Below are 12,234 nucleotides of genomic sequence, written 5' to 3'. Positions count from 1 at the left end.
CGCCGTTGTCGTTGACCGATGCCCAGCGGGCCGCGCTGGAGGGGTGGGTGCGTCGTCGCACGACGGCCCAGGCTCTGGCCTTACGGTCGCGGATCGTGCTGGAGTGTGCCGAGGGGCACTCGATCATGGAGGTGTCCCGTCGGCTGCGGGTCAGCCCGGACACGGTCCGCACCTGGCGGCGGCGCTTCCTCGAACGCGGCATGGACGGCCTGTGTGACGACCCGCGTCCGGACGTCCCGCGCAAGATCACTGACGCGGACGTCGAGCGGGTCATCGTCAAGACACTCGAGGAGAAGCCGAAGAACGCCACCCACTGGTCCCGAAGCGGCCGGATCACCGGCAGGCTGCCTGCGCTCTACCGCCGATGATCACAGACGTAGAATGACAGGTATGGACATAAGGGCGGGCATCGAAGAACTGGCGGAGGAAGCCGAACAGCTCATCCGCGATCGCACGTGGATCCCGACAACCGCCGACCGTACCGTCGCGGCGAAGGCCGCCGCCGACCTGTGCGCCGCCGTGGGCACCCCGCAGTCCCAGCAGGCCCTGTCCGAGGTCGACCGGCTGGAACACCTGCGGGAAGCACTCGCTGCTGTGGCCATCGCCCTCGCCCACGTCCACGGGCGCCTGGCCTGGTTCCTCGGCGCATCTGCCACCACCCTCACGCCAGTCCTGCACTGGCGCGCCATGCCCGCCGAAGACGGCTCCACCTTCGGCGCTGTCCCGCCGTCCCGCCAGCAATACGCGGAAGCCGAAGACGCAATCCGCCGATTCCAAAAGACCCTCGCCCACATCGCCACCCCTGACGCCATCCGCCTCAGCCGAGAGGCATGATCGCCCGGACAAGACCTGGCCGTCCGTCGTGGCCGGAGCGGGGCTTTGCAGACCGCGGGCGTCGGCCATCGAGACGGCCTCACCGAGTACGCGCACGAGGACTCGGCCCGTACGGTGCGTGTCGTCGAAGGCGGGTACGGAGTCGACGTGGTCGCCGAAGCTGCGGCGGATGGCGTCCAGGACGACGGCTGCGGCGTAGGCTTCCAGGCTCCGGTTGCCGCCGGCCTCTTTGCGGGTGGCGCCGAGCAGGCAGACCGCGCCGGATTTGCCGGTCGCCGATCTGGTGGATCCTCGCGTGTATGCGGTTGCCGTGGACGAGAGCGGCGCAGTCGTGCTCCCCGGCTTTCGACGCCGGGACGCCGCGGACCCAGCGGCTGAACTCGTCGAGACACCCATGCTCGGGCAGCTCCCGCATGCTGGCCCTCTCCGTCCGCACGGTCTCCGATCCGTCGAGGAACACCATGAGCTGCGGTATCCCCTTGCGGCGCTTCCAGTGCGCCGGGAGGTCGCTGATGACGCGGTCCAGCACGCGCAGGACGTCCGCGCGCACCGCTGGATCCAGTGACTTCAGTTCCCCCAGTCGGCGGGAGAAGCTCACCTGCACCTGTGCCACTTCCAATGAAAACCGTCAGCGGTAACGGAAGCGCTTCGCCTGGTCGAGGGCTGCGGGAATTACCTTCGGCCATGACCTGAAGAACCCCCTTGCGGGTCACTCGACCGCTGTGCGCACAGGCATGAAGCGGTAAGGGCCGGGAGCCCGCCGCGGGCCGCCCGGCCGTCTCCCGGTCTACATCGTCTCCGGCTCCGACCTCGTCCCGTCTGCCGCCACTGCGCCCTTTTCGGCCCGCCGAAAGGAACTCACCAAGTGGGACATAGTTCAGATTTACGCATAATCCCACCTGACATTCATCACCTTCAGTGGCTGGAATGTCACTCAGTGACACCTCTCACAAGCCTCACCGACGCTGTTTACCGTCGTAAGGCTGAGGTAGATGGGTTGCGCAGTCACTGACTGGTCATTGCAGGATCAATCCTCCAAAAGGGGAATCCATGCCGAATGGAATACTTCGTGTCGCCGGACACGTGCCGTCCCGTGTCGTGGACAACCGCCGGATCGGCGCCTGGGCGGGAACCAGCGAGGAATGGATCGAGGAGCGTACCGGCGTCCGTGAACGCCGGTACGCGGACGAGGAGTCGGCGACGTCCGATCTCGCCGCGGCCGCCGCGACCCGGTTACTGAGCCCTCCGCACGAGACCCCGTGCGAGGCGAGCGAGATCGACGCGCTGATCGTGGCGACCACGACCCCCGACCAGCCCCAGCCGGCGACCGCCGTGTTCGTGCAGGCGCACCTGGGGCTGGGCGGCGTCCCGGCCTTCGACCTGAACGCCGTCTGCTCCGGTTTCCTGTACGCCCTGGACGTGGCCGACGCGATGCTGTGCGCCCACCGCGACTGGCGCAACGTCCTGGTCATCGGGGCGGACACCTACTCGACGATCATGGACAAAACGGATCGCCGGACGGTCAGTCTCTTCGGTGACGGTGCGGGCGCCGTACTGGTGGGGCGCGTCCCCGACGGTTACGGCATCCACGCCACTTCCCTGCTCGCGGACGGGACGACCACCGACCACGTCCGGGTCGAGGGTGGCGGCTCGCGGCGGCCCGCCGCGACCCTCCAGGACCCGGGCGCCCACCACTTCCGGATGAACGGACGGGCCGTCAAGGACTGGGCCGTGCAGCACGTGCCCAAGGCCGTGCACCAGGCGCTGGACGAGTCCGGCCTGCGCCTCAACGACATCGACCGCGCGGTCTTCCACCAGGGCAACCTGCGGCTGGTGCACACGCTCGCCGACACGCTCGGCATCGACTCCCACAAGGTCGCCGTCACCGCGGACCGCTACGGCAACACCGCCGCCGCCTCGATCCCGCTCACCCTGAGCGAGAGCCACAGCGCCGCGCCGCTGAAGCGCGGGGAGCGCGTCCTGATGGCCTCCGTCGGCGGCGGCATGACGGCCGGAGCGGCCGTCATGACCTGGTACTGACCGCCCCTCACCGAACCGGTCACGGCGCGCGGGAGACGACGAGCACGCCGAGCAGGACCGGCAAAAGACAGACAACGCAGGCATCACAGGCGGGTCATCCGCCGCACGACTGCCCCCACTCACAACCAGGAGACTCATATGCTTCCTACGGTCAGCCACGGTGACGGCGTCCACGTGTACGACACCGACGGCCGGGAGTACCTGGACGGCTGCTCCGGAGCGATCAACACCAACCTCGGGCACGGACTCACCGAGATCACTTCGCGCATGCACCGGCAGCTCGACGCCATCAGCTTCGCGTACCGCACCCAGTTCACCTCCGAGCCGCTGGAGCGGCTCTCCGAGCTGCTGACGGATCTCGCTCCCGGCAGCCTCGGCAACCCCCTCTACTGCAACTCGGGCTCGGAGGCCGTCGAGATGACGCTGCGCCTGACGACCCTGTTCCATGCGCAGGCCTACCGTCCCTTCAAGTGCACAGTGCTGACCGAGGAACCCAGCTATCACGGGATGACCGCCGGGGCCCTCGGCGCCTCCGGACACCCGCTGCGCAAGCGCGACCTCACGCCCCTGCTGGCGAATCAGGCCACCGTCGCCAAGGCGCGCCCCCGGCACGGCGAGATGCGTGCGGACGTCGAGCAATGGGAACGGGCCATCGACGAGGTGCAGGCGCAGAACCTGGCCGCCGTGATCGTCGAGCCGGTCGGCGGAGCGTCCTCGGGAGCCGTCCCGTGCGACCCCGCCGTCCTCCGGAGGCTGCGCGAGCTCGCCGACCGTGACGGCTTCCTGCTGATCGCCGACGAGGTCATGACCGGCCTCGGCAGGACCGGCGCCTGGTTCGGCTGCGACCACGCCGGGATCGTTCCCGACGTGATGGTGCTCGGCAAGGGCATGACGGCCGGATACGCGCCGCTGTCCGCCGTCCTGGTCCGCGACGAGGTGGCCGCCGCCTTCGAGGAGCCGCTGGGCTCCGTACTGTTCGGGCACACCATGGCCGGTGCACCGCTCGCCGCCGCGGCGGGCCTGGCGACCGTCGAGTACCTGAAGGAGCACGACATCCCCGCCCGAGCGGAGCGCTCCGGCCGCTACCTGCGCACGCTCCTGGACGGCGTCGCCGCCCGCCACGCCGTGGTCCGCGACGTCCGGGGCCGGGGCCTGCAACTCGCCCTCGGCCTGCACGCCGATCCCGACCGCTCCCCCGGCGTCGCGCACGATCTGGTGCGCGCGGCCCGCGACAACGGCCTGCTGCTGTACCCGTCCGGTGTGAACGCGCTGACGGAGTCCGTGATGGTGGCGCCCCCGCTGAACAGCACCGAGGCGGAGCTGGAGGAGCTGACGGTCCGTCTGGACCGCAGTCTGACCGCTCTCACGCCGGCCCCCGTCGCGCGGGCCGACGAACTGGCCGCCGCCGCCCACTGAACCGGTTCCCGTCCCCGGCCGGAACCGATCCCCCACGTTCGAAAGGAACACGAAGACCATGCTCCAGCACTTCACCGACCCGGCTCTGCGCGCACGCTACGCCGACCTTGCCGCCTCCTCCGTCGCCAAGCGCGCCGACGACTGCCGGGCGGAGGGCGTTCTGGACCGCGAGTCCTGGCAGGAGATCAGCGATGCCGGAATATGGCGGCTGGCCGTGGACCGGCAGTGGGGCGGCGATGGCGGCACCTGGTGGGACTTCACCGCCGCCTTCGAGGGCGTCGCGGCGGGCGGCCGTGATCTCGGCTTCTCCCTGTCCATGGTGGCGCAGGCGGGACTGATCCGGTCCCTGCTCATCTACGGCACGGACGACCAGAAGGGCTACTGGCTGCCCCGGCTGCTGTCCGGGGAGGTCGGCGCCACGGCCCTGACGGAGACCACCGGCGGATCGGACGTCACCCGTATCAAGACGTCCGCCGTCCGTGACGGCGACGTCTATCGCCTCGACGGCCACAAGGACCACATCACCAACGGCCCGGTCGCCGACATGGCCCTGGTACTCGGCCGCGTGCCCGAGCAGGGCGCTCGGGACATCACCCTGTTCATGGTCGACCTGCACGACGAGGGCGTCACCCAGGGGCCCGTGGAACGCATGATCGGCAACCAGACGAGCCCGACCGGACCCATCGCCTTCGACAACGTGCGGGTGGACGCCCGGCACCTGGTCGGTGAGATCGGCGCGGGCATCGAGGCGATCTACAACACCATCGCCCTCGACCGCCTGCTGTACGGGGTGCTGGCCGCGGCCTACCTCGACCCCCACCTGGACGAGGTGCTCGCGTACGCGCGTCGGCGGCAGGCCTTCAAGCAGCCGATCGCCGACCACCAGTACGTACAGGGCCGCATCACCGACGCCAAGTTCGCCATCGAGGCGACCCGCTACGTCTCCTACGGTGCCCTGGACGCCCTGTTGCGGGGCGACCGGCAGGCGTCGCTGCTGTGCTCCACGGCCAAGTACCACGCCGGCGAGACGCTCAGGCTGGGCACCGAGACCGCGCTGCGCGTCTACGGTCACCTCGGCTACATGGACGGTCCCGCCGCGCGCGCCCTCCAGGACGCCCTGGGCACCCTCATCGCCGGCGGCACCGCGGAGATGCAGCGCAAGAACGTCTTCAACCAGATGCGGGCCCTGGCGCAGGCCTCCTGACTCCGGCAGTCCTGCCCCTCTCGCGCTCCGTCCCTCCCCTGATCGACCGGGCGTCCGTCCCACCGGACGCTCGATCGCCCGTCCCTCCGTCCGGAAAGGCAGTCATGTCCGACACCACCGCCCCGCCGCGCCCCGCGCTCGAATCCCTCGTCGGCTCCTCGGCCACCCGCCACCACGTGGTCGGGCCCCGCGACGCCGCGACCGCCTGGGACAACGACATCGATGTCCTCGCCACGCCCGTCCTGTTGTGGCTGAGCGAGGTCACCGCCATGGACGTCCTGCGCGAGCAGGTCACCACACCCTGGATGACGGTGGGCCTCAGTCACGACTCCGCGCATGTGGCCCCGACGCCGGTCGGCGAGGAGATCACCGTGACCGCCACGCTGACCGGCGTCGACGGAAAGGTCCTGACCTTCGAGGTGGAGGCACGCGACAGCCGTGCCGTCATCCTCCGCGGAGTCCACGGCCGGGCCGTCGTCAACCGCGAGGCGTTCGAGAAGAAGCTGGCCGAACGCTCCTGAGTCCTCACTCGTGGGGACCGCCGCGCGGGCGGTCCCCGCACCTCCCCCGCCCAGCATCCGCAGGAGCCCGCGGCCGCGCCTGCCACGGAAGGAGCCCTCGTGCCCCAACTCGTCCTCGGCAACGTGACCAGCGAGTACATGTTCGCCAGTCCGCTCACCTCGTTCAGCCGCAAGGAGGCCCACAAGCAGCACGCCATCTCCACCCGGACGGCCTGGCTGCTGGAGGACGGCGACGCGATGCTCGCCCACCGGCGGCTCACACCCGACTTCCGGGACTACCTCGTCTCGTTGCTCGACCTCGACCCCATGACCTTGACGTTCCTCACCCCCGACGGACCGGACGAAGGCACATTCCTCGACGCCCGTACCGCGCTGGCCGGACCACTGCTGGAACGGCTGCGGGAGACCGTGGGCCCGGACTGGAAGCTCACGCCGTACCTGTACGACCGGACCGTCGCCGTACTCGCGGAGCGGCTCGGCCTGAGCCCAGCGGCCCCCGCGTTCTTCGCCCAGGGCGGCAGCGACTTCTTCAACAGCAAGTCCTTCTTCCGGGCGTGGGCCACCGGCACCGGCGTCCCGGTGGCACGCGGTGAGGTGTGCCGCAGCCGGGGGGCCACCGCGCGCGCCGTGCGAGATCTGCTGCCGCACACCGGCAGCGTCATCGTCAAGCAGGACTTCAGCGCGAGCGGGTACGGGAACGTCCTGTTCACGACCGACGCCGGCGTGCCCTCCATCGGGGCGTCCGCCCGGCACGTCATCGACCCGGACATCGCTCCCGGGGACATCGAGGCGGCGCTGGCCGAGTCCTTCCCCGTCGTCGAGGCGGTCCGCGATTTCCCCACGGGTCTGCGTCCGAGCGAGGCCGTCGTCGAGGTGTACCACCCCCACAGCCGCACCCTGTACAGCGAGCTGTTCCTTCCGGACCCGCCCGGCGAGCCGGTTCTCCTCGACCACGGCGACATGCGGATGGAGCCGGTATGGAACGGCTTCGCCATTCCGCCGGTGGGCCTGTCTGCCGAGGCCGGGCAGCGAATGCTGGACGCGTCGCTGGCCATGGCCCGCACGATCCGGCAGCTCGGTTACCGGGGCTACCTGAACTGCGACTCCATCGTCACGCCGGCGGGCGAGGTGCTCTTCAGCGAGGTGAACGCCCGGGTGGGCGGGTGCACCCACGTGCACGCCGCGGCCCGGCGGCTGCTGGGCGACGCCTACCAGCGCAGCCACACGGTCCTCACCCGCAACGACCTGCCGGTGCGGGACTTCGCCAAGCTCGCCTGGGCCCTCGACCACGACCCCCGGCTCAGCCCGGACGGGGACAGCGGCGCCGTGATCCTCGTCGACGACAGTCCCTACAACCAGACTGCGGAGTACCTCGTCTACGACCGCGGTCCGGAAGCCGCCGAGGAGACGGAACGCCTGTTGCGGCAGACCGCCGCCGCCGTCTGACCGCCCGTCGGACACCCACCGCCACGGGGTGAGGGAACCGGCTCGGCCGGGGTCCTCACCCCGTCTCCGTGACCGCCGACCGCCGCTTCTGTGCCGCTCGCATCCGGCGGACCTTGGCGATGCTGCCGCAGGCCCGGCCGGTCTTCCCGGCGTACATGCTGCACCAGGTGCGCGTGTTGTTTCGCGACTGGTCGTAGAAGACCCAGCGGCAGTCCGGACACGCCCTGAGCCGGCGCCAGCGTTCGGCGAGCACCAAGTGCGCCGCCTGGCGCAGGACGACGTCGACCGGGGCCGCCGGGCCTTCCAGGCGCAGTTCGCCCTCGCCGATGCGCACGGTCTGCGGCCTGCGGGCGAGCCAGTCGTCCAGCCGCCGGGTACCGCGTTCGCTCACGTCCTCGCGCAGGTCGTCGCGGAGCCTGAGCAGTTCAGCCAGCTCGTCGGTACGCGGGCGGGGGACGTGCGGCAGTACGCGCGCCCACTCCTGCGCGGACGCGGCGAGAGGGGGAAGGGTCTCCGTCTCCTCCCGAGTGTCGTTGGGGATCACCCAGGTGTTGAGGAAAGCCCTCATCTCCTCCACCTGTGGCCCGGCCACAGTCGTTCCCGCTTGGTTTCCCATACGTAGAGCTTAGTCGGTAAACAGGGTTTGCGATCGCTGGTACCCGGTTACCGTGTATCACTATGAGTGGTAACACAGTGTCGACCGCGCCGCCTGCCCCCACCTATGGCGACGTCCTGCGCCGTGAGGGCGGCACCGCCTGGTACGCCGCTATGGGGCTGATCCGCGCCCCCGTCGCGATGGCCCCCCTGGCTCTGGTCTTCCTGGGCCACAGCACGGGGTCGTTCTCCGCGGGCGGCGTCCTGGCCGCCGCACACGCGCTCGGGGAGGCCTTCGGAGCGCCCTTCATGGGAAGCCGCTTCGACCGGAAGCCGTTCCTGGGCCAACTGCGCTTCGCCCTGATCGCCGAGGCACTCGCCTTCGCGGCCCTCGTCGTCCTCGCGGGCCACACCCCGATGATCTTCCTGGTGGGGCTGGCCTTCGCCGCAGGAGCGGTCGCCGCGGGCGTGCCCGGTGGCATGCGCGCGCAGCTTTCCAGCACCACCCCGGACCACCTGCGGGCCACCGCGCTCGGACTGGAGAGCGCGCTGAACCAGGCCGTCTGGGCGGGTGGCCCGATGCTCGCCTCCTTGGTGTCGACCCAGGTTTCGCCGCGTGTCACGCTCGTCCTCATGGCCGTCGCCTCGGTCGCGCCGGTGCTCATGGCCGGCCGCATCCGGCACCAGGGCCCCGCCGCGAGGGAGCAGGACCGCACTCCGGTCGGAACCCTGAGCGTCCTCAGGACGGCATGGCCCACCGTGCTGCTGGCCGCCGCCATCATGTTCCTGGTCGGTGCCATGGACGTGGCCCTGCCGGCCCGCCTGGAGACGACCGGGCAGGAACTCGCGCTGACCGGTGTCGTCACGGGGGCGTTCGCCGTGGCCAGCATCGCGGCCGGCCTCGTTTACGGCCGGCGTGTCTGGCCCGGCACGCCCGGCTCACAGACACTCGTCCTGCTGCCGGCGATGACCATGGCACTGACGCTGTGTGCCGTCACCGGCCGGCTCTGGGGATTCTTCGCCGCGTTCCTGCTGGGCGGCCTCTTCTACAGCCCTCTCATGATCATCAGGAACCTGGCACTCCAGCACCGCCTCCCGAAGAACGTGTGGGCGACGGGCTTCTCCCTGCTGTACGCCGCGGGCGGCCTCGGCTACGGCGCCGCCGCGCTCCTGACAGCCGGTCTCGTCGATGCCACGAGCCCGGCGGTCACCATCGTGGTCTGTACGGCGCTGACGACGCTGATCGGCCTGGTCGCGGGTCTGGGTGAACACGCCGGTACCCGGGGAACCGGCCCCGCCGCCGCGAAGGCGAGCCACCCCGAGCGCACGACGGCCTGAGAGCACGTCATCCGCGCCGGACCGGAGTTCTCGGCTTTCGCCCGGGAGCAGAAGTCCCCCGGGCGTCATGGAGACGGAGCAGGCCGTAGGCGTCGCGACAGCGGGCGTGCAGGCGAGAATTCGTCCGCGGTCTTCCCGGGAGGGGCAGGCGGCGCGTGCCGGAGACCGCCCCGCCCCGCAGGCGCCTTCCGATCCGGTGCGGGTGCGCTCGGCTCGTTCCAGGAGGGACTGTCCGCAAGGGTCGCTCAGCGGCTCGTCGGTGCCCGCGACGCGGGATCAGCTCGTCCACCACGGAGCGTGGTCTTCTCGGGCCCCAGCCCGAAACCTTCGGTGAGTCAGTGCTGTCGGCGTTCGCCCACGACGGTCGCTACGCCGGCATGGTGATCGCCGCGCTCCCCGTCGTACTCCTGTTCCTCCTGTTCCTCTTCGGCCAGCGCTACATCGTCAAAGGTCTGGCCGACGGCATCGGCAAGTGAACGCCCCCAGCAAGAAGGGGGAACCCCACGCCGATCCCAGGTCCGGTCCCGCGGCGTCCAAATGCTGGCGCCGCTCCCCAGACGACACACCGGCCCGCAGGATCGGTCAGGATCCTGCGGGCCGGTTCCCACGTCGACGTGGGAGCTCGCTCTGCGCTGCGGTGATGGTCCCCACCCGGACCGGTCCACTGCAAGGACGACGGACCGGTTAGCCGATGACTCTGAGTGCCATCTGATCGTCCTGCCGCCCCTCCGGCACGCACTTGTAGGCGCCACCCATGTTGCGCGGCCAGGTCAGATACCACCACTGATTGAGGCAGTGGCCCAGGGCTCGCTGCCCATAGGCGTTCGGGTGGAAGGACTCCTCCAGACTGCCCTGGAAGACCCCCGTGTTGAAGATCCGGGTCCAGTCCATGGTCGCCGAGGTCGGGCGGTTCTGGGCGTCGGCGACCCTGGTGGACTTCGAGCAGGCCTCGTGTCCTTGGAAAGCGTCACTCAGGTCCAGGAAGTCGGCTCTGTTGCCCTTGGCGATCTCACCGATTCTGGACGAGAGTGCGGGGACCAGCGAGTCCCGGGCCCAGTTGAGGTCCGCGTCGAACATCGGGCAGCCCTGGTAGGTCCTGCTGTTCCCCAGGATGCCGCTCTGCGGGTAGCGCATCTCGTTCCCCCGGGGCAGCGGTGAAGGGTAAGACTGAACCACAAGTCGGTAGTCGGACTCCTGATAGCCGCTCTTGGCCATGACGAACCGAACGTCCTTGACGGCCTTGTCGAGCAAGACCATGGCTCGGTCCATCTTCCAGCCCAGGTCGGCCTGCTCCGATGTGTTGCACGGCCTGCCGAAGGGGTTCTTGTAGGCGAGGACGCAGTTGGTGATGATGTCACCGAACCCGAGATCATTGCCACCTACGGAGAGAACGATGGCTTTGACATCGTCCCTCTGGGCCACCTCTTTCAGCTGATCGCCCTGCGGCTGTTCCCCTTTCTGCGGCTGCCCGCCGGCCTCGGCCGGCCAGATGTTCTCGGCCTTGCTCCCGGAGCACGCCAGATTAACCGTCTTGAGCATTCCGCCTTCGTAGGGAATGGCGGCGCTGTTGATTTCGGTCGTGTCCGACCTGTAGCAATCTCCACTGTTGCCGTACACCCGGGTCGTGTCGTACGTGCCGGCTGCGTAGGCCCTGTCGGTGCCGTTCCGGTTTCCGAACGGGTCGTTGCTGTTGCCGAACCACCTGCCCCCGGGGGCGGCGATGTAGCTGTCGCCCAGGGAAACAATCGTCGGTTGGCCGTTGTTGGGCGCCGCGGATGAGTTCGCAGGGAGAGAAAGGACCGTGATGGCGGCGATACTGAGCGCGGCAGCGATCCGCCTGGTGACGGATCTGACGCCGGTGGTCTTCATAAACACCTCTGAGTAGGACTTCCCCGTGTGAAGTGGGCACCACGCAAGGAAACAAGGCGAGTCAGGAGGCGGCAGGGCCCGACTGGTGCGAAGTTTCAGTGCTTCTGGTGTCGACTGAGGTCAAGCATCGTCGGGTTGGGCCTGATGAGTCTTGAGCAACTGTTACCTATGTCTTGTCGCACGGCTTTGCCCCTGCGTCAGCGCTGCTCATGGCCCACCACTTGTCCGGCACTTCGTGTCGAGGTGCTGGAAAGGAGGCCTCACGACGTCGGCCGGAGCACACGTTCCACGCTGTTGCCGCCGCTCGCTTCGCCGTTGCTGACTCGCGGGTCAAGGAGGTGACGTCTGTGCCGGGCAGTACCGAATGTCCCTCCTCATCGTGGGTCGGCCCGGCATCGACGCCGCCCGGCGCCTCCAGTGTTGTGGCGGACACGCGGCCTCCAGGCATCCGCGACCGGAACGGACCTGTACAAGACCCTGTTCGCGAGGGGGGGTGCCTGCCCGGCCACCAGGTGAACGGGACATGGCCCCGGTTGGTGCTCCGGAGCAACGTGTCCACCCGGTCCGCGGCCCGTGCCGGACCGGCTGTGCCTGCGGGGCATCCTCTACGTCCTCCACAACGACATCGCCTGGCAGCTCCTGCCGCTGAAGCTGGGATTCGGCTCGGGACAGACCTGCTGACGGCGCCTCGAGCGCTGTATGACCGAATCCGCCTGATCCATCGCAACCAAATTTCTCAACCGGCCGACGCAGGCAGGAATGGGCGGATCGGCGACGAGCTCTCAGTGCCGGCGAGCCCGACGGCGGCGCCTCCGGAGAAGCTCGTCTGCGCCTATGCCACGGCCCTGATCAGCTCACACGACCCATCGGACAGCTCCTAGGCGGTGTCTTCAATTGATCTTGCGTGGTGGATCATGGTCGGGTGATACGTCGTCATGAACTGTCCGATGCTGAGTGGGAGTTCGTCCGGCC

11 protein-coding genes and 1 pseudogene are annotated in these 12,234 nt (G+C 69.3%); 9 read left to right on the top strand and 3 right to left on the bottom strand.

What is annotated here, in order from left to right:
* Positions 1–5: 5 nt before the first annotated feature.
* Both ACZ5FU_RS30465 and ACZ5FU_RS30460 read left to right on the top strand, forming a co-directional pair.
* Positions 6–368 carry a helix-turn-helix domain-containing protein gene (locus tag ACZ5FU_RS30465; protein WP_451525829.1) on the top strand — a complete coding sequence of 121 codons (363 nt, stop codon included), beginning with the start codon at positions 6–8 and terminating at the stop codon, positions 366–368.
* Between the two features lie 22 nt (positions 369–390).
* Positions 391–834 (top strand): hypothetical protein, encoded by a 444-nt coding sequence (locus ACZ5FU_RS30460; protein ID WP_451525828.1) that lies wholly within the window; start codon positions 391–393, stop codon positions 832–834.
* Positions 835–921: 87 nt separating this feature from the next.
* Here ACZ5FU_RS30460 and ACZ5FU_RS30455 read toward each other — a convergent pair.
* Positions 922–1,230, bottom strand: a pseudogene (locus tag ACZ5FU_RS30455) (DUF6197 family protein); the annotation flags it as partial.
* 654 nt (positions 1,231–1,884) lie between these two features.
* Here ACZ5FU_RS30455 and ACZ5FU_RS30450 point away from each other — a divergent pair.
* The 5 genes from ACZ5FU_RS30450 (at position 1,885) to ACZ5FU_RS30430 (ending at position 7,461) form a co-directional block, all read left to right on the top strand.
* A complete protein-coding gene (locus ACZ5FU_RS30450) occupies positions 1,885–2,874 on the top strand; it encodes a 3-oxoacyl-ACP synthase III family protein (protein ID WP_468835024.1) in 990 nt (329 codons plus the stop codon).
* Positions 2,875–2,970: 96 nt separating this feature from the next.
* Positions 2,971–4,290 (top strand): aminotransferase class III-fold pyridoxal phosphate-dependent enzyme, encoded by a 1,320-nt coding sequence (locus ACZ5FU_RS30445; RefSeq protein WP_468835224.1) that lies wholly within the window; start codon positions 2,971–2,973, stop codon positions 4,288–4,290.
* Between the two features lie 58 nt (positions 4,291–4,348).
* On the top strand, positions 4,349–5,494 hold the full coding sequence (locus ACZ5FU_RS30440; RefSeq protein WP_451525826.1) for an acyl-CoA dehydrogenase family protein: 1,146 nt from the start codon (positions 4,349–4,351) through the stop codon (positions 5,492–5,494).
* 104 nt (positions 5,495–5,598) lie between these two features.
* Positions 5,599–6,015, top strand: a complete 417-nt coding sequence (locus ACZ5FU_RS30435) for a thioesterase family protein (RefSeq protein ID WP_451525825.1) — start codon at positions 5,599–5,601, stop codon at positions 6,013–6,015.
* A 99-nt stretch (positions 6,016–6,114) separates the two neighbouring features.
* Positions 6,115–7,461 (top strand): preATP grasp domain-containing protein, encoded by a 1,347-nt coding sequence (locus ACZ5FU_RS30430; RefSeq protein WP_468835027.1) that lies wholly within the window; start codon positions 6,115–6,117, stop codon positions 7,459–7,461.
* Positions 7,462–7,516: 55 nt separating this feature from the next.
* Here ACZ5FU_RS30430 and ACZ5FU_RS30425 read toward each other — a convergent pair whose 3' ends face one another.
* Complete coding sequence (locus ACZ5FU_RS30425; RefSeq protein ID WP_451525823.1) at positions 7,517–8,029, bottom strand: CGNR zinc finger domain-containing protein; 513 nt, start codon at positions 8,027–8,029, stop codon at positions 7,517–7,519.
* A 110-nt stretch (positions 8,030–8,139) separates the two neighbouring features.
* On the opposite strand from ACZ5FU_RS30425, the gene ACZ5FU_RS30420 reads away from it, so the two are divergent.
* The gene (locus ACZ5FU_RS30420) at positions 8,140–9,393 is read left to right on the top strand and encodes an MFS transporter (RefSeq protein WP_468835030.1); all 1,254 of its coding nucleotides are present in this window, start codon (positions 8,140–8,142) and stop codon (positions 9,391–9,393) included.
* 338 nt (positions 9,394–9,731) lie between these two features.
* A complete protein-coding gene (locus tag ACZ5FU_RS30415; protein ID WP_451525821.1) occupies positions 9,732–9,869 on the top strand; it encodes a hypothetical protein in 138 nt (45 codons plus the stop codon).
* 208 nt (positions 9,870–10,077) lie between these two features.
* On the opposite strand, the gene ACZ5FU_RS30410 is transcribed toward ACZ5FU_RS30415, so the two are convergent.
* On the bottom strand, positions 10,078–11,262 hold the full coding sequence (locus tag ACZ5FU_RS30410; RefSeq protein WP_468642135.1) for an SGNH/GDSL hydrolase family protein: 1,185 nt from the start codon (positions 11,260–11,262) through the stop codon (positions 10,078–10,080).
* Positions 11,263–12,234 lie beyond the last annotated feature (972 nt).

This window comes from Streptomyces sp. NPDC031554, assembly GCF_055580685.1.
The sequence above is the reverse complement of the archived record's forward strand: the minus strand, read 5'-3'. Positions and strand labels throughout refer to the sequence as shown.